Below are 20,606 nucleotides of genomic sequence, written 5' to 3'. Positions count from 1 at the left end.
GATTGTCCGCAAGAGCGCGGCCCTGAGCAATGACCGTAACTGCCAGGAATGATGACAGTCCGGTCATGGCGATGGCGCATCTGACCTCAACGCGCCGGTGGCTGCTCGCCCAGTGGCACCACCGCCATGGTCAACCGCGACACACAACTGGCCTTGCCCTCGTCACTGGTCAGGCGGATATCCCAGACATGCGTGGTGCGGCCGATGTGAATCGGTTTGGCCACCGCGGTCACGCGCCCGCTGCGCAAACCGCGCAAATGGTTGGCATTGATCTCCAGCCCCACGCAGTAGAACTTGCTGGCATCGATGCACAGATAACTGGCCATCGAACCGACGGTTTCCGCCAGCACCACCGAGGCGCCGCCGTGCAGCAGACCGTAAGGCTGGTGGGTGCGGTGGTCGATGACCATGCTCGCCGTCAGCGATTCCTCGTCGAAGGACTCGAAACGGATATCCAGCACTTCGCCGATGGTGTTTTTCTGGATTGCGTTCAACTGCTCGATGTTCGGAGTGGTGCGCCACAAGCTCATCGCAGGCTTCCTTTGTTGTTTTGGTGGTCACTCAATCCTGCCACAGCACCGCCTCGCTGCGCGCGCTCCATTCTTCAAACCGCGCGCCGTAGGTGTCTTCAATGACGTTGCGCTTGATCTTCAAGGTCGGCGTGAGAAAACCGTTTTCCACCGCCCAACTGTCCTTGACCACCACCAGCCGGCGCAGGCGTTCGTGCTTGTCGAGCACGGCGTTGACATCTTCCAGCAGTTTTTCCAGGCTCGAATGCAGGCTGGCCCGCCCCTCCTCCTGATTGACCGTCGACAGTACGCACAAGCCCAGCGGCGCACTCAGGCCATCGCCGACCACACAGACCTGTTCGATCCGTGAGTGCACCGCCAGCCGGTTTTCAATCGGGGCCGGGGCCACATATTTGCCTTTGCTGGTCTTGAAGATTTCCTTGAGCCGGCCGGTCAGGCGCAAGCGTCCCTCGGCATCCAGCTCACCCTTGTCGCCGGTACGCAGGAAGCCGTCCTCGGTGAGGGTCTCGGCGGTTTTCTGCGGCTCCTTGAAATAGCCGAGCATGTTCGCCTGACTGCGCACCTGCACCTCGCCGGACTCGTCGATCCGCACCTCGACCTCCGGGCAAGGTTTGCCGATCCAGCCCTGTTTGTACTGGCCCGGCAGGCAGATGTGCGAGTAGCCGCAACTCTCGGTCATGCCATACACCTCCAGCACATCGAGGCCGAGTTTCTGATACCAACTGAGCAAGGTCTGCGGCACCGGTGCCGCACCGGACAGCGCCACGCGCAAGGCATCAAGGCCCAGGCCGGCCAGCACCTTGTGCCCGACCCGCTTGCCAAGGAACGGCAGGCCGAGCAGGAAATCCAGGCGCTTGGCCGGAATCTTGCCGTACACGCCCATCTGGAATTTGGTCCAGATCCGCGGCACGCCGAACATCGCCGTGGGCCGCGCCCGCTGCAGGTCGGTGATGAAGGTGTCGAGGCTTTCGGCAAAGAACACGGTTTGCCCGGTATAGATCGAGGCCAGCTCAACGAACATGCGTTCGGCGACATGGCACAGCGGCAGGTACGACAGCAGCCGGTCTTGCTCGTTAAGCCCGAACAGTTGCGTGCCGCGAGTCGTGGCGAACCCCAGATTGGCAAAACTGTGCATCACGCCTTTGGGCAACCCGGTGGTGCCGGAGGTGTAGATGATGGTTGCCAGTTGCTCGGCAGCAGGACGCGGGTCGTCCTGGATCGGCGAGCTTTTTTGCAGGTCATCCCAACTGAAATCGAACTCGCCGGGCGGGTGCAGCGGCAGGCTGATGGTCGGCAAATTCGCCGGCACACCGACCGACATGCCCGGCCAGTCATCAAGCTTGCCGATGAACGCCAGCACACTTTCCGAATGCGTCAGCACCTGATTCACCGAGTCGGCGGTGAGGTTGGGATACAGCGGCACCGAGACGTGCCCGGCCATCCAGATCGCCAGATCGGCAATGATCCAGTGCGCGCAGTTTTTCGAGATCAGCGCGATGTGGCTGCCCTGCGGTAATTCCCGCGCGCGCAGCCAGTGCGCGGCACAACGCGCTTGATGACCGACGTCGGCCCAGGTCAGGGTCTCGACCTGCCCGCCGCCGATGGGCTGCACCAGAAAACGCTGGCGCGGGTGCCGGGCCTCACGCTCGTAGAACACGTCCAGCGGCAAACGGAAGGCGGCAGACATGCGACTCGCTCCTGTTTTTTGGGTCTGGAGCAAGCGTAGTCAACCAAGCAAGTGCTTGGTTGGAAAATTCAAACAAATAATTTCAACTGAAAATGAGGGCCCTGTGGGAGCGGGCTTGCTCGCGAATGCGGTCTATCAGTGACATTTACAGTGACTGACACAGCGCATTCGCGAGCAAGCCCGCTCCCACAAGGAATCAGCGTCAGGGGTGCTTGAGACTGTTGAGGGTCATCGAGCCGATCAGCAGCTCAGGGCTTTCCAGCTCAGCCAGACCGGCAGTGCCGACCTTCTCCGGCGGATGCCCGGCGCCGTGCTGCAGATAGCTCAGCAGGTTGCCCACCAACGGGTTATGGCTGACCAGCAGCACATTGCTCACCGACACCAGTTGATCGGTGACCTTGTCCGGATCGCTCTCTGGCTTCAGCCAATCGACGGTGCGGATCTCCGGCTCGAACCCCAGCGCCTCGCGGACAATCTGTGCGGTCTGTTGCGCACGCAGATAAGGGCTGGCGTAGATCGCCGTCAGTGGCTGGCCGATCAATTGCGCGGCGCTGCTCAACGCTTCTTTGCGACCGTGTTCGGTCAACGCCCGCTCGGAGTCAGGGCACGAGCCGTAAGGCACCGCCTCACCGTGACGCAACACCCAGAGTTTCATAGCTTGGGTTCCTCATCGCGGGCTGGGTGCGGCGCTGGCGGCACGGCGTGCGGTGCTTCGCCTTCCGGGGCACGCGGGGTTGGCCAGTCGGCAAACGGCCAGGGTTTCTGGTCGCTGTGAAAGCTGCCGAAGCGGCCGATCTGCGCGAGGAACTGGCTCAGGCTGTCGCCGAAATTCATCAGGCTGGCGCTCGGCGCGCCGTAAATCAAACGATAGATCAGTTGCACCAGCACCACGGCGCCGAGGATGAACTGCGCCACTTGCCAGACCAGCACGTAGACGATCATCCACAGCACCCGCAGGAGAATGGATTCGTACTTGGCTTCGGTTTTCGGATCGTTCATGGCTCGCTTCCTGTTGAATCAGTTGAAACCGCTGGTGGAGATAAAGTCGACGTCGGTTTTCGGTTCGGCACGCATCAGTAGACCGATCACCTGCTCCAGCGTGCGTCCTTCAAACAGAATCGCATGCAGCCCGGCGACCAGCGGCATGTACACGCCAACCTCCTGGGACTTGGCCTTGAGCACCTTCAGGGTGTTCACGCCTTCGGCGACTTCGCCCAGACGCGACACCGCTTCATCAAGGCTCAAGCCCTGACCGAGGGCAAACCCGACCTGATAGTTGCGGCTCTTCGGCGACGAGCAGGTGACGATCAAATCACCGACCCCGGCCAGACCGAGGAAGGTCATCGGATTGGCACCCTGGTTCACCGCGAACCGGGTCATCTCGGCCAGGGCGCGAGTGATCAGCATGCTCTTGGTGTTCTCGCCCATCTCCAGCGCCACCGCCATGCCGGCGATGATCGCGTAAACGTTTTTCAACGCCCCACCCAGCTCGACACCGAAACGGTCAGCACTGGCGTAAACGCGGAAGGTGCGACCATGCAACGCAGCCTGTACCGCTTTGCAGAGTTCTTCGTCTTCGCTGGCGACCACGGTGGCGGTCAGCGCGTGTTCAGCGATCTCCCGCGCCAGGTTCGGCCCGGACAGCACACCGATGCGCGCCTGCGGGGCGATCTCTTCGAGGATCTGGCTCATCAGTTTGAAGGTGTGCGCTTCGATGCCCTTGGTCAGGCTGACCAGCATCTTGCCGCTCAGGCGCTCGGCGTGGGCGGCCAGCACCGTGCGCAATGCGCTCGAGGGTAGCGCGACGAAGCACAGCTCGCAGGCGTCGAGGGTGGCCTGCAGGTCAGTGACCGCAGTCACTCCCGGCAGAATCTTGATGCCTTTGAGGTAACGCGGATTCTCGCGGTTGACCCGGATGGCCTCGGCCTGCTCGGGGTCACGCATCCACTGCCGGACTTGATGGCCGTTCTCGGCCAATAGATTGGCCACGGCGGTACCAAAACTTCCGCCTCCCAGGACCGCAATCGGGCGCTGTTCAGTCATATGCAATCCGTTAATCCATACCAGTGGCGATGCCGGCATTATACGGGGCGACCGGAGCGCGGCCAGCCCCTGCGTCAATTACCGACACTTGTAGGAAGAAGACCAATAAAGCCGAGGAAAATGCCCGCATCGTGACTGGAAAAGTCACTGTCCTCGGTTAACATGCGCGCCAATTCTTTGCGATCAAGGCCGTGCCGTGTCTTTTGGCTCTCCCCCCTCGCGTTCGTCACTGCTGCTGGCGCTGCTGTTCAGCCCGGTGTTGCAGGCGGACGACCTGTTTGTCGACAGCGAAACGCTGCCGCAGGTGCTGACGGCTACGCGCCTGAAACAGACGCCGGCGGAAGTGCCGGGGAGCATGACCGTGCTTGACAGTGAGCTGATCAACGCCAGCGGCGCGCGGGACATCAGCGAGTTGCTGCGGCTGGTGCCGGGGATGATGGTCGGCAACATCAGCGGCAATCAGGCGGCGGTCAATTATCACGGGACCAATGCCAGTGAAGCGCGGCGCATGCAGGTGCTGATCGATGGCCGCTCGGTGTACCGCGCAGGCCTGGCCACGGTGGACTGGAGTGACATTCCGGTGGCCATGGAAGACATCGAGCGCATCGAGGTTTTCCGTGGGCCGAACACCGTCAGCTACGGCGCCAACGCGCTGATGGCGGTGGTCAACATCATCACCCGCAACCCGGCGGACAGCCACGGCACGCGCCTGAAGGTCACCCGAGGCCAGCGCGGCATCAACGACTTCTATGCCAGCCAGGGCACGGGGTGGAATGGCGGCGACTTGCGCCTGTCGCTGTCCGGCCAGGAAGACGATGGCTTCGACAGCGACCGCACCGGCGCCGATTATCGCGACAGCCGCCGCTTGAACCGCTTCAGCCTCGCCGTCAGCCAGACCCTGAGCGACAACCAGAGCCTCGACTGGCAGATCAACGCGAAGGACGGCAGCAACCAGCGGCCCTACACCTACCACCCGGTGTTCTCGGGGATTACCGCTGCCGGGAACAATTCCGACGTGGTCGCCAAGGATTACGCCGGCTCGGTGCGCTGGAATCTCGACATCAATCCCGAACACAGCCTTTACATACAAGGTTCAGCCCAACACTGGGATCGCCAGCAAGTGTGGCGCGCCTGCGATGCCGAAGTGTCGTTCAGCCCGCAACTGACCCAACTGTGGCAACTCAACCCGAACTACACCGAACGCCTGGCGCGCAACATCACCCGCTTCACCGGCCCCGGTCCGGAAGCCGGAACGCCGCAGGAAATGGCCCTCGCCAATCAGGTGCTGAATCAGTGGCGCAACGGTGCCAGCCAGACCTTGTGCGGCGACATCGATCAAAGCGCCCGCGAATCACGCTACGACCTCGAATTGCAGGACACCCTCAGCCTGTCCGACAGTCTGCGGCTGGTCAGTGGCCTGAACTATCGTTACGACCGGGCCGACTCCGAGACCTACTTCAACGGCACGCTGGACGACACCACCTGGCGCGCGTTCGGCCAACTGGAGTGGCGCGCTAGTGAACACTGGCTGTTGCAGGGTGGCGCCATGTTCGAAAACACCCAATTGATCGGCAGTTCGCTGACGCCCCGCTTCGCGATCAACTACCTGATCAACCCACGCCATGGCCTGCGCGCGGTGTACTCGGAGGCGATCCGCTCGCCGGACATGTTCGAGAACAACGTCAACTGGAGCTATCAGGTGAGCAACCTGCGGCCGTCCGCCTATGGTCAGTCTTCGGCGCGCTACTTCGTCAAGACCCGTGGCCCGGGCAATCTCGATCAGGAACACATGCGCTCGCGCGAACTGGGCTACAACGGCTATTTCGCAGAGCTGGGGCTGGCCGTGGACGTGAAGCTGTTCTACGACGAAATCACCGGGATGATCAGCGAGCCGCTGCGCAACAACCAGTACATCGCCAGCAACGCCAACAGCTCACGCTTTCGCGGCAGCGAAACCCAGCTCGACTGGCGCCTGAGCATGATCGATCGCCTGCGCTTCACTTACGCTTTCGTCGACGCCGAAGCGAGCAATCCGCTGGATCAGCAATTCACCTCGCGCAACAGCGGTTCTGCCGGCTGGCTGCGTGATTGGGGCCACGGCTGGAACAGCGCGCTGTTCTATTACGGCGACAACGCGCTCAACGGCTACCGCTTCGAGCGCGTCGACACGCGCATCGCCAAACGCATCCCGCTGGGCAAGGCGCAACTGCAACTGGCCGGCGTGCTGCAGCAGCGGCTCGACAATGAACCGACCACTTTCGTCGACAACAATTACGACGAACGCCGGGTGCTGTACTTCAGCGCCGAGCTGGAGTTCTAGGGTGCGCTACGCCACGCCAAACAAGACGCCAACCCTTGGCCACTGGCTGGCGGGTGTCTGTCTGTTTTTGACCGCGTGGCTGCACGGCGTGGCGGTGCAAGCCGCCGATATTCTGTTGACCGGTGCCGAAGAAAGCCCCGGGGTGCAAGCTTTCGTCCAGGCCCTGAGCGAGCTGCGTCCCACTGACAACGTGCGGTTCCAGCCACTGACCAGCCTGCCGGCGCCGGGCAAGTTGCCGGCCAATCTGCGGATGATTCTGCTCGACCTGCCCAGCCTCGACTGGCGTCTGCAGGAGCCCCAAGGCCCGGCGACGCTGGTGTTGCGCATCAGCCGACTGCAAGCGCGGCAACGCCTGGGTGGCGCACAACCGCCGCACTTGAGTCTGCTGTGGAGCGACCCGCCGCTGGGGCGGCAACTGCAACTGATTCGGCGGATTCTGCCGCAGGTGCGCCGGGTCGGCGTGCTGTTCGACCAGCACAGCGAATTCCTGCTCAAGGAGCTGCACCAGGCCGCAGCGCCGCTGAATCTGCAAATCGTCAGCCAGCGTTGGGACAACACCCAGGACAGTCGCCCGTTGCAAAGCGTGCTGAGAAACAGTGACGTGCTGCTGGGCCTCGACGATCCCGATCTGTACAACCCGAAAACCGCGAAAAACCTGTTGCTCAGCAGTTACTCCCGGCAAGTGGCGCTGGTCGGGCCGAACGCGGCATTCGTGCGGGCCGGCAGCCTCGCCAGCACTTACAGCGATCAGCCCGACTGGCTGGCGATCCTTGACCAGTTGCTCGATCGCCCGCCGGCGACGTGGCCGCGAACGCTCTACCCCGATCGCTTCAAGGTCTCAAGTAATGTGCAGGTCGCTCGTTCCCTGGGTATCGAGCCAATCGATGAAGCGTCTGTAGCCCGCCAGTTGGCTGAAGGAGAAAGCCACCCATGAATCTGCGTCGCCGCTGGGACATCAACACCCGCACGCAATTGATCAGCCTCGGCCCGGCCCTGCTGCTCACGCTGCTGCTGATCAGTTTCTTTACCTTCGTGCGGATTCAGGATTTACGGCAGGAGCTCAATCACACCGGGCAACTGATCGCCAACCAACTGGCGCCCGCCACCGAGTACGGGGTGATTTCCGGCAACAACGAAGTGCTGGAAAGCCTGCTCAAAGCGACCCTGGCCACACCGAACGTACGCTTTCTGGAAGTGCAGGACAGCGCCAACCGTATTCTGGCCTACGTTGAGCAAGCCGCCGATGCGCACAACCGCCCGCATCAGGTGGAGGTGTTCCAGGCCCCGGTGCGCCTGCAACGGATCGCCCTCAACAGCGATTTTTTCCACGACGCCAAAGCCAGCAACAACGTGACCAGCGAGGACTATCTGGGCCGGGTGATCGTCGGTCTGTCCAACGATGCCTTCAGTCAGCGCCAGCAGGAAATTCTGCTCAAGGCCGGGATCCTGGCGTTGTTCGCCCTGCTCTTCACGTTTGTTCTGGCGCGGCGTCTGGCCGGCAGCCTGTCGGCGCCGATCCGCGATATTGGCAACGCGGTCAAGGCGATTCAGCAAGGCGACTACAAGACTCCGCTGCCGATCGTCGATGACACCGAACTGGGCGCCCTGTCGCAACACATCAACAACCTCGCCCAGGCCCTGGAACAGGCCAGCCGCGAACAGCATCAGGCGATGGCGCAACTGATCCAGACCCGCGAAGAAGCGGAAAAAGCCAACAATGCCAAATCCGATTTTCTGGCGATGATGAGCCACGAACTGCGCACCCCCATGAACGGAGTGCTGGGCATGTTGCAGTTGCTGGAAACCACCGACATGACCGAGGAGCAGATCGAGTACGCGGCGCTCGCTTCCGAGTCCACCGAACACCTGCTGAAAGTCATCAACGACATTCTCGACTTCTCGCGGATCGAACGCTCGGAGCTGGAGCTTGAGCACATTCCATTCAACCTCGCCGACCTGATCGGCGCGTGTGCCCAGTCGTTCCAGCACAGCGCGGTGCAGCGTGGCCTGGACCTGAACCTGCGGATCCCCGAGGACATGCGCGCCTTGCAGGTGCAGGGCGACCCGACGCGGATCCGGCAGATTCTGGTCAACCTGGTGGGCAATGCCTTGAAGTTCACCGAGCGCGGCCGGGTCAGCATCGAGGCGCAGTGGCAGTCGCTGGATCACGAGTTGCTGTGGTTCACCTGTTCGGTGCGCGACAGCGGCATCGGCATCTCCTCGGAAAGCCTGGAGTTGATGTTCAATGCGTTCCAGCAGGCCGACAGTTCGATTTCCCGGCGCTATGGCGGCACCGGCCTCGGCTTGCCGATCGCCCGCACCCTGGCCGAACGCATGGGCGGGACGTTACGCGCGCAAAGCGAAGAAGGCCTGGGGTCGGTGTTCACTCTGGAAATCCCGCTGGCCTTATATAAGCAGACGTTGCCGCAACTGGCGGCACCGCGTGCAGCCAATGGCAACGGGCATGGTGAGGGGCGCAATGTGTTGCTGGTGGAGGACAATCCGGTCAACCAGACCGTCATCGAAGCGATGCTGCGCAGCCTCGGCTTTACTGTCAGCGTCGCCACCGATGGCGCGCAAGCGGTGCGCAGCGCCGAAGGCAATGATTTCGAAGTGATTCTGATGGACTGCCGCCTGCCGATCATCGACGGTTACGAGGCGACTCGGCAGATCCGTCAACTGCCCGGACGCGGCGAGGTACCGATCATCGCGCTGACCGCCAACGCCTTGCAGGGCGACCGCGAAACCTGCCTGTCGGCGGGCATGAACGATTACCTGGCCAAGCCGTTCAAACGCAATGACCTACAACAGATTCTGCAGCGCTGGGTGCAGTAGTGACGGTTTTTCGACCATCTGCGACTGGCGTGAAAAGCGAAAGTGCGGCAGTCTTAGGCACCCGAACAAGCCTCAAAAGAGGCTTGAATAAAAATTTCAGTGCACAAGTGTACATTCATGTCCTTGGTGCTGTGACTTTCACCACAACGCAATAGTCTATGAGTAGGCTGCCGGTACGAGGCATGAACGCGTCGATCGGCCGGGAAGATTTGCCCCACCTGCCGCATGGGATTATTGAGGAGCTCGCATGACCAAACAAAACGCCTTTACTCGGGAAGACCTGCTGCGCTGCAGTCGCGGTGAGCTGTTCGGCCCAGGTAACGCGCAACTGCCCGCCCCGAACATGCTGATGGTGGATCGCATCACCCTGATCAGCGAAGAAGGCGGCAAGTACGGCAAAGGTGAATTGGTCGCCGAGCTGGATATCAACCCTGACCTGTGGTTCTTCGCGTGCCACTTCGAAGGCGATCCGGTAATGCCGGGCTGCCTGGGTCTGGACGCCATGTGGCAACTGGTCGGCTTCTTCCTGGGCTGGCAAGGTCTGCCGGGCCGTGGCCGTGCGCTGGGTTCGGGCGAAGTGAAATTCTTCGGCCAGGTCCTGCCGACCGCCAAGAAAGTCACCTACAACATTCATATCAAACGCGTCCTCAAGGGCAAGCTGAACCTGGCCATCGCCGACGGTTCGGTGACTGTCGACGGTCGCGAAATCTACACCGCCGAAGGCCTTCGCGTCGGCGTGTTCACCTCCACTGACAACTTCTAAGGGTTATTCGCATGCGCCGCGTCGTTATCACTGGTCTGGGCATTGTTTCGTGCCTGGGCAATGACAAAGAGACCGTCTCCGCTAACCTGCGTGCAAGCCGCCCTGGCATCCGGTTCAACCCGGAATATGCTGAAATGGGTCTGCGTAGCCAGGTTTCCGGCTCCATCGACCTCAACCTTGAAGAACTGATCGATCGCAAGATCTATCGTTTCGTCGGCCACGCAGCGGCTTACGCCTACCTGGCCATGAAAGACGCGATCACTGACTCCGGCCTGACCGAAGAGCAAGTGTCCAACCCGCGTACCGGCCTGATCGCCGGCTCGGGCGGCGCGTCGACTCTGAACCAGATGGAAGCGCTGGACATCCTGCGCGAGAAAGGCGTGAAACGCGTTGGCCCATACCGTGTAACGCGGACCATGAGCAGCACCGTTTCCGCGTGCCTGGCCACGCCGTTCAAGATCAAGGGCCTGAACTACTCCATCGCTTCTGCCTGCGCCACCAGTGCTCACTGCATCGGTACCGCCATGGAACAGATCCAGATGGGCAAGCAGGACATCGTCTTCGCCGGTGGCGGTGAAGAAGAGCACTGGAGCCAGTCGTTCCTGTTCGACGCGATGGGCGCCCTGTCCAGCAAGCGCAACGACACCCCGGAGCAAGCCTCCCGCGCCTACGACGCCGACCGTGACGGTTTCGTCATCGCTGGCGGTGGCGGCATGGTCGTGGTTGAAGAGCTGGAACACGCTCTGGCCCGTGGTGCCAAGATCTACGCCGAAATCGTTGGCTACGGCGCAACGTCCGACGGCTACGACATGGTTGCCCCAAGTGGCGAAGGCGCGATCCGCTGCATGCAGATGGCAATGTCCACCGTCGACACCCCGATCGACTACCTGAACACCCACGGCACCTCGACTCCGGTCGGCGACGTCGCGGAAATGAAAGGTGTGCGTGAAGTGTTCGGCGACAAGGCTCCTGCGATCAGCTCGACCAAGAGCCTGTCCGGTCACTCCCTGGGCGCCGCCGGCGTTCACGAAGCGATCTACTGCATGCTGATGATGGAAGGCAACTTCATCGCCGGCTCCGCCAACATCGACGAACTGGACCCTGAAGTGGCCGATCTGCCGGTGCTGACCAAGACCCGCGAAAACGCCACCATCAACACCGTGATGAGCAACAGCTTCGGCTTCGGCGGCACCAACGCCACGTTGGTGCTGAAGCGCTGGGAAGGCAAGTAAGTCCCCGCTGCAGAGCCACACATGAAAACGCCCCGACTGGTTCGGGGCGTTTTTTTGCCTGAAATAAATGGCAGTTAACCGTAAACCCTGTGGGAGCGAGCCTGCTCGCGAATGCGATATTCCAGCCACCCTCTCATCATCTGACCCACCGAATTCGCGAGCAGGCTCGCTCCCACAAGTGGACTTGCTGAGCTTCTGAAAATGAAACTTCTGTCATGAAACCTTGCACCCTGCGACCGAATGTCGCGGATTACGCGGGCTGCAGCACTGTTGCAAAAACCGCAACAACACCTTGCGCAAATCAAGCGTTTACTTAGCAAGCTAACAAATCATATAAAAGAGTCCTGCACACGCCTTGCTGCAGATAACTTGAGATTTGGAGCTAGCAGATGACTGTAAAAGTAACTGAACGCGACGATTCACACATGTCCCACGAAGGCGTAGCCGCCGGTATCCGCATCTGGGATGTGCATCAACAAGACTTGCTGGTCGGCATGTTCCACAACGAGATTGACGCCCACAATTACAAGGCCGAATTGGAACTGCAGGAAAAGCAGCGGGATCTGAAATCCGCCTGAAGCAACCACAGCATTGAAAACGACAAACCCCGCCATGAGCGGGGTTTGTCGTTATTACAGCTTTATCGGTTTACCACATCAGGTCATCCGGGATCTGATAGGCCGCGTACGGATCGTCTTCGGCATTGACCTCTTCGGTCTGCACGTTGAGCTGCACGATACGTTGCGGGTCGCGCTCCTGGATCTTCAGGGCCGCTTCACGAGGGATCACTTCGTAGCCGCCGGCATGGTGCACGATCGCCAGCGAGCCGCTGCTGAGCTTGTTGCGCATCAGCGTATTGACCGAGATGCGCTTGACCTTCTTGTCGTCGACGAAGTTGTAGTAGTCCTCAGTGGTCAGCTTCGGCAGACGCGAGACTTCGATCAACTGCTTGACCTGCGCGGCGCGGGCCTTGGCCTCGGCTTTCTCCTGCTGCTGACGGTTCAACTCCTGGTCGCGCTTGACCTTCTCGGCCATGGCTTCCTGAGCGGCGCGCTGCTGCGAATCATCCAGCTCGGCCTGCCCTTTGTGGGCCAGACGCTGTTGCTTCTGCTTGTCTTTGCTGACCTGCTTGGCCTGCTTTTGGTTGACCAGACCTGCTTTGAGCAACTGGTCGCGAAGGGAAAGGCTCATTAATGCTTACTCACTTGGGCAACGGCTCAGCCGCAGCTGGGCAAATTCTTTTCCTGACGTTTGGCTTCGCCCCACAGGGCGTCCAACTCTTCGAGGGTGCAATCTTCCATGGGACGACGGGTGTCGCGCAATGCCTGTTCGATAAAACGGAAACGTCTTTCAAACTTGGCGTTGGCGCTACGCAGCGTGGTTTCCGGATCGACCTTCAGGTGCCGGGCCAGATTGACCACGGAAAACAGCAGATCGCCGATCTCGTCGGCCACTGCTTGCGGATCGTTTTCGGACATGGCTTCGAGCACCTCATCGAGCTCTTCGCGCACCTTGTCCAGTACCGGCAACGCATCCGGCCAGTCGAAGCCGACCTGCGCAGCGCGCTTCTGCAATTTGGCCGAACGCGACAGCGCCGGCAACGCGGCAGGCACATCATCGAGCAGTGACAGCTGCTCGGGCGCGGCGGATTTCTCGGCGCGTTCTTCGGCCTTGATCTCTTCCCAGCGCTGCTTGACCTGCTCTTCGCTCAAGCGTGGTACGTCCAGCGGCGCATACAGATCGCCGGTGGGGAACACGTGCGGATGGCGGCGGATCAGCTTGCGGGTGATGCTGTCGATCACTCCGGCGAATTCGAAGCGCCCTTCTTCCTTGGCCAACTGGCTGTAATAGACCACCTGAAACAGCAGATCACCCAGCTCGCCCTGCAAGTGATCGAAGTCGCCCCGCTCGATGGCGTCGGCCACTTCATAGGCTTCTTCGAGGGTGTGCGGGACGATGGTCGCGTAGGTTTGCTTGATGTCCCACGGGCAACCGTACTGCGGGTCGCGCAGGCGGTTCATCAGGTGGAGCAGGTCTTCAAGGCTGTGCATCATTTTTCTGTCTCACCACAAAACCATTGTGGGAGCGAGCCTGCTCGCGAAAGCGGTGTGTCTGCAACAACCTTGTCGGCTGACACACCCTCTTCGCGAGCAGGCTCGCTCCCACAGAAAAACGACATCACGGAGTACGGTTACGCCGCGTCTCGATGATGTTCGGCAACTGCGAAATCCGTCCCAGCAAGCGCCCCAGCGCATCCAGCCCCGGGATCTCGATGGTCAGCGACATCAACGCAGTGTTGTCTTCCTTGTTCGAGCGGGTGTTGACCGCCAGCACGTTGATCCGCTCGTTGAGCAGCACCTGCGAGACGTCCCGCAGCAGACCGGAACGGTCGTAGGCGCGGATGACGATGTCCACCGGATAAGTGAGCACCGGCACCGGGCCCCAGCTGACCTGGATGATCCGCTCCGGCTCGCGCCCGGCCAGTTGCAGCACCGAGGCGCAGTCCTGCCGGTGAATGCTCACGCCGCGGCCCTGGGTGATGTAGCCGACAATCGCGTCGCCCGGCAGTGGCTGGCAGCAGCCGGCCATCTGCGTCATCAGGTTGCCGACACCCTGGATCTGAATGTCGCCGCGCTTGCCCGGCTTGTAGCCAGTGGCCTTGCGCGGAATCAGCTCCAGCTGTTCGTTGCCGCGTTCCGGCTCGACCAGTTGCTGCGCCAGGTTGACCAGTTGCGCCAGACGCAAGTCGCCGGCACCGAGGGCGGCGAACATGTCTTCGGCGGTTTTCATGTTGGCCTTTTCGGCCAGCTTGTCGAAGTCCACCGCCGGCAGACCGAGGCGATTGAGTTCGCGCTCGATCAGGGTTTTACCGGCCGCGACGTTCTGGTCACGGGCCTGCAACTTGAACCAGTGAACGATCTTCGCCCGCGCCCGCGAGGTGGTGACGTAACCCAGGTTCGGGTTCAGCCAGTCGCGGCTCGGCGTACCGTGCTTGCTGGTGATGATCTCGACCTGTTCACCGGTCTGCAGGCTGTAGTTGAGCGGCACGATCCGCCCGTTGATCTTCGCGCCACGGCAGTTGTGCCCGATTTCGGTGTGCACGCGATAGGCGAAGTCCAGCGGCGTCGCGCCCTTCGGCAAGTCGATGGCGTGGCCGTCCGGGGTGAAGATGTACACCCGATCCGGTTCGATATCGACCCGCAGCTGTTCGGCCAGACCACCGATATCGCCCAGTTCTTCGTGCCACTCGAGCACCTGACGCAGCCAGGAGATTTTCTCTTCGTAGTGGTTGGAGCCGGATTTGACGTCGGTGCCCTTGTAGCGCCAGTGCGCGCAGACGCCGAGCTCGGCCTCTTCGTGCATCGAGTGCGTACGAATCTGCACTTCCAGCACCTTGCCTTCCGGACCGATTACCGCGGTGTGCAGCGAGCGGTAGCCGTTCTCTTTCGGGTTGGCGATGTAGTCGTCGAATTCTTTCGGGATGTGCCGCCACAGGGTGTGGACGATGCCGAGCGCGGTGTAGCAGTCGCGCATTTCCGGCACCAGCACACGCACCGCGCGCACGTCGTAGATCTGGCTGAATTCCAGACCCTTGCGCTGCATTTTGCGCCAGATCGAATAGATGTGTTTGGCCCGGCCGCTGATGTCGGCGTCGACGCCGGTGGCCTGCAATTCGTCCTTGAGCTGGGTCATCACATCGCTGATGAACCGCTCACGGTCCAGCCGCCGCTCATGGAGCAGCTTGGCGATCTGTTTGTATTGATCGGGTTCCAGGTAACGGAAGGACAAGTCCTCCAGTTCCCACTTGATATGACCGATGCCGAGTCGGTGCGCGAGCGGCGCATAGATGTCGAAGACTTCCCGGGCGACGCGATTGCGCTTCTCGTCATCAGCGGTTTTCACCGCACGAATGGCGCAGGTACGTTCGGCCAGTTTGATCAGCGCGACACGAACGTCGTCGACCATCGCCACCAGCATCTTGCGCAGGTTTTCCACCTGGCCTTGGGTGCCCATCACCATCGACTGGCGCGGGCTGAGGCTGGCACTGATCGCCGCCATGCGCTGCACGCCGTCGATCAGTTTGGCCACGACGGGACCGAAGCGCTGGCTGACCGCCGCGAGCTCGATCTGGCCCTCGCGAACACCGCGATAAAGCACCGCCGCGACCAGCGAATCCTGATCGAGTTTGAGATCGGCGAGGATCTCGGCGATCTCCAGTCCCGTGCTGAAACTGCCGGAGCCTTCGGCCCACAGATTCTTCTTGGCATTGGACTGCTGTTCGGCCTCGCGAGCGAACTCGCAGGCTTCTTTCAAGGCTTCGCGATCCAGTGCCATGTCGACACTGACCGCGTGATCGAGCCAAGCCTCGAGATTGATACTGCCGTCAGTGTTGATCGGCTGGTGTGCTCTCACCTGTACCATGCTGCTTTACCTTCCCTACGACGCAGATTCAATGCGTCAAATCGCTGACCCTCAACGCCCGTATGCGCTCGCGGGGCTAAAGCGAGCGCCGCCCGGACAGGTCAGACGGATTCAGACGAGCCATCCTGGCTCGCTTCAAATAACGCCATGGCCTCGACATGTGCCGTCTGAGGAAACATATCGAGAATCCCGGCACGTTTTAACCGGTAGCCCTGCCTGATCAATTCGACCGTATCGCGCGCCAGAGTTGCAGGGTTGCACGATACATACACCAACCGTTTGGCACCCAGGGTCGCGAGCTTGCGCACCACCTCGAAAGCACCGTCACGCGGTGGGTCCAAGAGTACCGCAGAAAAGCCGTTTCCGATCCACTGAGCATCGGTCAAAGGCTGGGATAAATCGGCTTGAAAAAACTTTGTGTTATGCAAATTGTTGCTAGCAGCGTTCGCAGCGGCACGGTCGACCATGGTCTGCACGCCCTCCACCGCCACCACTTCACGCACGCTTTTGGCCAGCGGCAAGGCGAAGTTGCCCAGACCGCAGAACAGGTCGAGTACGCGCTCGTCACCGGTCGGCTTCAGCCAGTCCAGCGCCTGCGCGACCATGGCCTCATTGACCCCGGCGTTGACCTGAATGAAATCCCCTGGCCGCCAGGCCAGATCGAGATCCCATTGCTCCAGGCGATAGCCCAGCGCCTGCGTGGCATCCACCGGTTGCGGCTCGCCCTCACCATGCAGCCACAGTTGCGCCTGATGGAACTGGCAGAAATCCTTGAGGATCGTCAGGTCGGCTTCGGACAGTGGCGCCATGTGTCGCAACAACACCGCCAGCGATGAACCACTGAACAACTCGACATGCCCCAGCGCCTGCGGTTTGCTCAAACGACGGAGCATCTCCGGCAAACGGGTCATGATCGGTTGCAAGGGCTGTACCAGCACCGGGCATTCGTTGATGGCGACGATGTCCTGACTGCCGGCAGCGCGGAAACCGACTTCAAGCTGCTTGGCTTTCATGTCCCAGCGCACGGCGATCCGCGCGCGGCGGCGATAGCCGAATTCCGGGCCGGTCAAGGGCGCAGCCCATTCGTCAGGCGCGACCCCGGCAACCTTCGACAACTGCTCGGCGAGCATGCGCTGTTTCAGGGCAAGCTGTTCGGCGTGGGGCAAGTGTTGCACGCTGCACCCGCCGCAGCGGCCGGCATGCTGACAGGCTGCCGGGCGACGCAACTCGCTGGCCTTGAACACGCGCTCGGTGCGCGCTTCGACCACTTTGCCGCGGGCGCCAAGCACCCGCGCCTCGACCTCTTCACCGGCGAGGGCGCCGAGGACGAACCAGGTTTTGCCTTCGAAAAACGCGATGCCGCGACCGTCATTGGCCAGGCGCTCGATGTTCAAGCGCTGTTTTTTGCCGGTCGGAATTTGCGCGGCCTTGCTGCCGCCGGTGGGCTGGAAGCGCAGGCCTCTCTCGTGCTTGGCCATCAGTTGGGCGCGTCGAAAATGCCGGTCGACAGATAACGGTCGCCACGGTCGCAAATGATCGCGACGATCACCGCGTTTTCAACTTCTTTGGACAGGCGCAGCATCGCTGCCACCGCACCGCCCGAGGACACGCCACAGAAGATGCCTTCTTCGCGGGCCAGACGCCGGGTGACGTCCTCGGCTTCGCTTTGCGCCATGTCGACAATGCGGTCGACGCGGTCGGCCTGATAGATCTTCGGCAGGTATTCCTGCGGCCAGCGACGGATACCGGGAATGGCCGAGCCTTCCATCGGTTGCAGCCCGATGATCTGCACGCTGTCGCTCTGCTCTTTCAAGTAGCGCGAGACGCCCATGATGGTGCCGGTGGTGCCCATCGAACTGACGAAATGGGTGATGGTGCCCTGGGTCTGACGCCAGATTTCCGGGCCGGTGGTGGTGTAATGCGCTTCCGGATTATCGCCGTTGGCGAACTGATCGAGCACCTTGCCACGGCCTTCGGCTTCCATCCGCTGGGCGAGATCGCGAGCGCCTTCCATGCCCTCTTCCTGACTGACCAGAATCAGCTCGGCACCGTAAGCGGTCATCGCCGCTTTACGTTCGGCACTGGAGTTGTCCGGCATGATCAGGATCATCTTGTAACCCTTGATCGCGGCGGCCATGGCCAGCGCAATCCCGGTGTTGCCCGAGGTCGCTTCGATCAGCGTGTCACCGGCGTGGATCTGCCCGCGCAGTTCGGCACGGGTGATCATCGACAGCGCCGGACGGTCCTTGACCGAGCCCGCCGGGTTGTTCCCTTCGAGCTTGAGCAATAGGGTGTTGCTGGTGGCACCGGGCAGGCGCTGCAAACGCACCAGCGGAGTGTTGCCGACGCAATCGGCGATGGTTGGGTACTGCAGGGTCATGGCGTATTCGCAATCCAGACGTGCGGGGGCGCCTATCATACCGGCAAACGTTCGCAGGCCATATCACGCAAAGTGCGGTGCTTATGGTTTCTGGGAATAAGCAGATGAATGTCGCACCGGTGGTGCGACTTTTGAGTTCAGCGGTGAATCGAAGGGCCCCTTCGCGAGCAAGCCCGCTCCCACAGGAGGGTGGCGGTGTTGGTTATACAATCTGCGGACGCCCCACATCCACTGTGGGAGCGGGCTTGCTCGCGAAGGCGTCAGCCGTCACGCCGCCGTCATCGGCAATCAGCCGAAAATTCAAGCGCAACCCCGCCCCACCATTCTCCGCCCACACCATCCCACCCTGACGCTGCACCGCATTCCTCGCAATGCTCAGCCCCAGCCCAAAACCGCCGTCCCCCGGGCGCGAGCCGTCGAGGCGGGTGAAGGGTGAGAAGATCCGTTGCAGATCGCCCTCGGCCACCCCGCCGCCCTGATCCTCCAGCCATAAATGCCAGTAATCGCCGTCACGCCGTCCATCGAGGCGCACGATGCCGCCCTCGGGCGAATGCCGAATGGCGTTGCGCAGGATGTTCTCCAGCGCCTGCGCCAAAGTATTGAGGTTGCCGCGCACCCAGCACGACGCCGGCACCGCGCACTGCAATTGCAGGCTCGGCCAGCCGCTTTCATAACAGGCATTGTCGGTGAGCATTTCCCACAAGGCCTGAATCTGGATCGCCTCGTCCGGCAGCGGCGCACGCTCGGTGTCGAGCCACGCCAGTTGCAGGGTGTCTTCGACCAGTCGTTGCATGCCGTCGACTTCACGGCTGATGCGCTCGCGCAGTTGCCGTAGATCCTGTTCGCTTTCACTGGCCACCCGCAGCCGGCTCAGCGGCGTGCGCAGTTCATGGGACAGGTCGCGCAGCAATTGCTGTTGCAGGGCGACGGTGGATTGCAGGCGTTCGGACATTGAATCGAAGGCCCGCGCCAGTTCACCGAGTTCGTCCGGGCGCTGGGTAATGCCGCTCGACAGACGCACATTCAATTGGTCGGCACGCCACGCATTGGCCTGCTTGCGTAGATTGTTCAGCGGCACCACCAGCAAGCGATACAGACCGACACACAGCAGCAAGGTGAACAATCCCGGAATCACCCCGTTGGTGATCACCCGCCAGAACACCCGGTATTTCCCCGGCAGGAAGCGCTCGGGCAACTCGATTACCAGACTGCCGGCGGACGGATTCTGCGGAAACGGTACGCGCAGCCATGGCCGGCCTTGCTTGTGGATCGGCCAGTCGAGGCCGCGCAAAAAGGTCAGGTGCTGGATTTCCTGTTCATCCAGCGGATCGCTGCTCAACGACTGCAGATTGCGGTCGATCACCCCGACCCAGGCGGCTTCGCGCAGCTCCATGCTCTGCAACCAGTTATCGACCCCGTCACGCTCACCGCGCTGCCACGCGCGCTCGGCTTCGCCGGCATAGCGGCTGAGGGTGCCGCGCGCCTCGTCGGAGAGATACTGGTTGCGCTCTTCCATGTAGCGGCCCCAGGACCAGCTCAGCCAGATCATCAACAGACAGAACGCTACCAGCAGACACGCCAGTTTCCAGAACAGCGAATGCCGCCCCGGCAGGTCAGAGACTTTCATCGGATGCACTCAGCACATAACCCTTGCCCCACACCGTGCGCACTTCCCGTTCGAGGTAACCGATGGCCTTGAGTTTGCGGCGGATCTGGCTGATGTGCATGTCGAGGCTGCGGTCGTGGGCCGCGTAGCCGCGTTGCAGCACATGCTGATAAAGGAAGGCCTTGCTCAGCACTTCTTCGTCGTTGCGATTGAGGGTTTCCAGCAGACGGTATTCGCTGCGAGTCAGACCGGCGGCTTGTGCGTTATAGAAGACTTCGCATTGTTCGTCGTCGAAGCGCAGCGCGCCGTGGATCGCAGCCGGGGCAATCGCTGCCGGGCGCCGATCCAGCGCCACCCGGCGCAGGATCGCCTCGATCCGCACATGCAGCTCGGCCATGCTGAACGGCTTGGGCAGGTAATCATCGGCGCCCAGGCGAAAACCGCTGATGCGATCGGCCTCGGCGCCCAGCGCCGACATCAGCAGCACCGGCGTCGAATGACTCTGGCGCAACTGAGTCAGCACCTTCAGGCCGTCGAGCCCCGGCAGCAGAATGTCCATCAGCACCACGTCGAACGGCTGGCGACGCGCAATGTTCAGCCCTTCCTGACCGTTCTGGCACCAGGTCACCGCAAAGCCGCTGCGGCCCAGATGCTCGTGAACATAGGCGCCCAGCACCGGGTCGTCCTCAATGGCGAGAATGCGTGGCAGGTCGGTGGAAACAGGAGTCATGAGTATCTGCTAATAATTCTCAGTTGGCCGATTATTCAAGATTGCCCGCCATCGGGCA

The 20,606-nt window shown here is 61.6% G+C and carries 18 protein-coding genes; 6 read left to right on the top strand and 12 right to left on the bottom strand.

The features are described 5' to 3' along the window. Positions 1-86 precede the first annotated feature (86 nt). The 5 genes from H043_RS0113595 to H043_RS0113575 all read right to left on the bottom strand — a co-directional run bounded on the left by H043_RS0113595 (position 87) and on the right by H043_RS0113575 (position 4,260). Positions 87-530 (bottom strand): hotdog fold thioesterase, encoded by a 444-nt coding sequence (locus H043_RS0113595; RefSeq protein WP_027612314.1) that lies wholly within the window; start codon positions 528-530, stop codon positions 87-89. A gap of 31 nt (positions 531-561) precedes the next feature. Further along, positions 562-2,217, bottom strand: a complete 1,656-nt coding sequence (locus tag H043_RS0113590; protein WP_027612313.1) for an AMP-binding protein — start codon at positions 2,215-2,217, stop codon at positions 562-564. A gap of 202 nt (positions 2,218-2,419) precedes the next feature. After that, complete coding sequence (gene sixA / locus H043_RS0113585; RefSeq protein WP_027612312.1) at positions 2,420-2,872, bottom strand: phosphohistidine phosphatase SixA; 453 nt, start codon at positions 2,870-2,872, stop codon at positions 2,420-2,422. Next, positions 2,869-3,216: a DUF4389 domain-containing protein gene (locus H043_RS0113580; protein ID WP_007968953.1), complete on the bottom strand. Its 348-nt coding sequence runs from the start codon at positions 3,214-3,216 to the stop codon at positions 2,869-2,871. The genes sixA and H043_RS0113580 overlap by 4 nt, the downstream gene beginning before the upstream one ends. An 18-nt stretch (positions 3,217-3,234) precedes the next feature. Then, positions 3,235-4,260 carry an NAD(P)H-dependent glycerol-3-phosphate dehydrogenase gene (locus tag H043_RS0113575; protein ID WP_027612311.1) on the bottom strand — a complete coding sequence of 342 codons (1,026 nt, stop codon included), beginning with the start codon at positions 4,258-4,260 and terminating at the stop codon, positions 3,235-3,237. A 196-nt stretch (positions 4,261-4,456) separates the two neighbouring features. Here H043_RS0113575 and H043_RS0113570 point away from each other — a divergent pair, with 196 nt between their 5' ends. From H043_RS0113570 to H043_RS0113545, 6 genes are all read left to right on the top strand, one after another. Continuing rightward, the gene (locus tag H043_RS0113570) at positions 4,457-6,580 is read left to right on the top strand and encodes a TonB-dependent siderophore receptor (protein ID WP_027612310.1); all 2,124 of its coding nucleotides are present in this window, start codon (positions 4,457-4,459) and stop codon (positions 6,578-6,580) included. A gap of 1 nt (position 6,581) precedes the next feature. Continuing rightward, positions 6,582-7,514, top strand: coding sequence for an ABC transporter substrate-binding protein (locus tag H043_RS0113565; protein WP_027612309.1), 933 nt, complete (start codon positions 6,582-6,584; stop codon positions 7,512-7,514). After that, positions 7,511-9,415, top strand: a complete 1,905-nt coding sequence (locus H043_RS0113560) for a response regulator (RefSeq protein WP_027612308.1) — start codon at positions 7,511-7,513, stop codon at positions 9,413-9,415. Before H043_RS0113565 ends, H043_RS0113560 begins: the two co-directional genes overlap by 4 nt. Positions 9,416-9,662: 247 nt before the next feature. After that, positions 9,663-10,178 carry a 3-hydroxyacyl-[acyl-carrier-protein] dehydratase FabA gene (fabA, locus tag H043_RS0113555; RefSeq protein ID WP_003227150.1) on the top strand — a complete coding sequence of 172 codons (516 nt, stop codon included), beginning with the start codon at positions 9,663-9,665 and terminating at the stop codon, positions 10,176-10,178. Positions 10,179-10,189: 11 nt separating this feature from the next. Then, the gene (gene fabB / locus H043_RS0113550) at positions 10,190-11,410 is read left to right on the top strand and encodes a beta-ketoacyl-ACP synthase I (RefSeq protein WP_007968959.1); all 1,221 of its coding nucleotides are present in this window, start codon (positions 10,190-10,192) and stop codon (positions 11,408-11,410) included. Between the two features lie 389 nt (positions 11,411-11,799). Continuing rightward, positions 11,800-11,988: a hypothetical protein gene (locus tag H043_RS0113545; protein ID WP_027612307.1), complete on the top strand. Its 189-nt coding sequence runs from the start codon at positions 11,800-11,802 to the stop codon at positions 11,986-11,988. Between the two features lie 70 nt (positions 11,989-12,058). Here the strand turns inward: H043_RS0113545 and H043_RS0113540 are convergent, their stop codons facing one another. The 7 genes from H043_RS0113540 to H043_RS0113510 form a co-directional block, all read right to left on the bottom strand. Continuing rightward, positions 12,059-12,601 carry a DUF2058 domain-containing protein gene (locus tag H043_RS0113540; RefSeq protein WP_007968960.1) on the bottom strand — a complete coding sequence of 181 codons (543 nt, stop codon included), beginning with the start codon at positions 12,599-12,601 and terminating at the stop codon, positions 12,059-12,061. A gap of 26 nt (positions 12,602-12,627) precedes the next feature. Continuing rightward, positions 12,628-13,461 carry a nucleoside triphosphate pyrophosphohydrolase gene (gene mazG / locus H043_RS0113535; RefSeq protein ID WP_027612306.1) on the bottom strand — a complete coding sequence of 278 codons (834 nt, stop codon included), beginning with the start codon at positions 13,459-13,461 and terminating at the stop codon, positions 12,628-12,630. Between the two features lie 127 nt (positions 13,462-13,588). Further along, positions 13,589-15,832 (bottom strand): GTP diphosphokinase, encoded by a 2,244-nt coding sequence (relA, locus tag H043_RS0113530; RefSeq protein WP_027612305.1) that lies wholly within the window; start codon positions 15,830-15,832, stop codon positions 13,589-13,591. Positions 15,833-15,933: 101 nt separating this feature from the next. Continuing rightward, positions 15,934-17,310: a 23S rRNA (uracil(1939)-C(5))-methyltransferase RlmD gene (rlmD, locus tag H043_RS0113525; protein WP_027612304.1), complete on the bottom strand. Its 1,377-nt coding sequence runs from the start codon at positions 17,308-17,310 to the stop codon at positions 15,934-15,936. Beyond that, the gene (gene cysM, locus H043_RS0113520) at positions 17,310-18,212 is read right to left on the bottom strand and encodes a cysteine synthase CysM (protein ID WP_027612303.1); all 903 of its coding nucleotides are present in this window, start codon (positions 18,210-18,212) and stop codon (positions 17,310-17,312) included. The genes rlmD and cysM overlap by 1 nt, the downstream gene beginning before the upstream one ends. A gap of 202 nt (positions 18,213-18,414) precedes the next feature. Beyond that, complete coding sequence (locus tag H043_RS0113515) at positions 18,415-19,839, bottom strand: sensor histidine kinase (protein ID WP_027612302.1); 1,425 nt, start codon at positions 19,837-19,839, stop codon at positions 18,415-18,417. Then, a complete protein-coding gene (locus H043_RS0113510; RefSeq protein WP_027612301.1) occupies positions 19,826-20,548 on the bottom strand; it encodes a response regulator transcription factor in 723 nt (240 codons plus the stop codon). Before H043_RS0113510 ends, H043_RS0113515 begins: the two co-directional genes overlap by 14 nt. Between the last annotated feature and the right edge of the window lie 58 nt (positions 20,549-20,606).

The organism is Pseudomonas sp. URIL14HWK12:I6, from assembly GCF_000514195.1.
Classification (GTDB): domain Bacteria; phylum Pseudomonadota; class Gammaproteobacteria; order Pseudomonadales; family Pseudomonadaceae; genus Aquipseudomonas; species Aquipseudomonas putida_A.
This window is presented reverse-complemented; position numbering and strand designations above follow the sequence as displayed.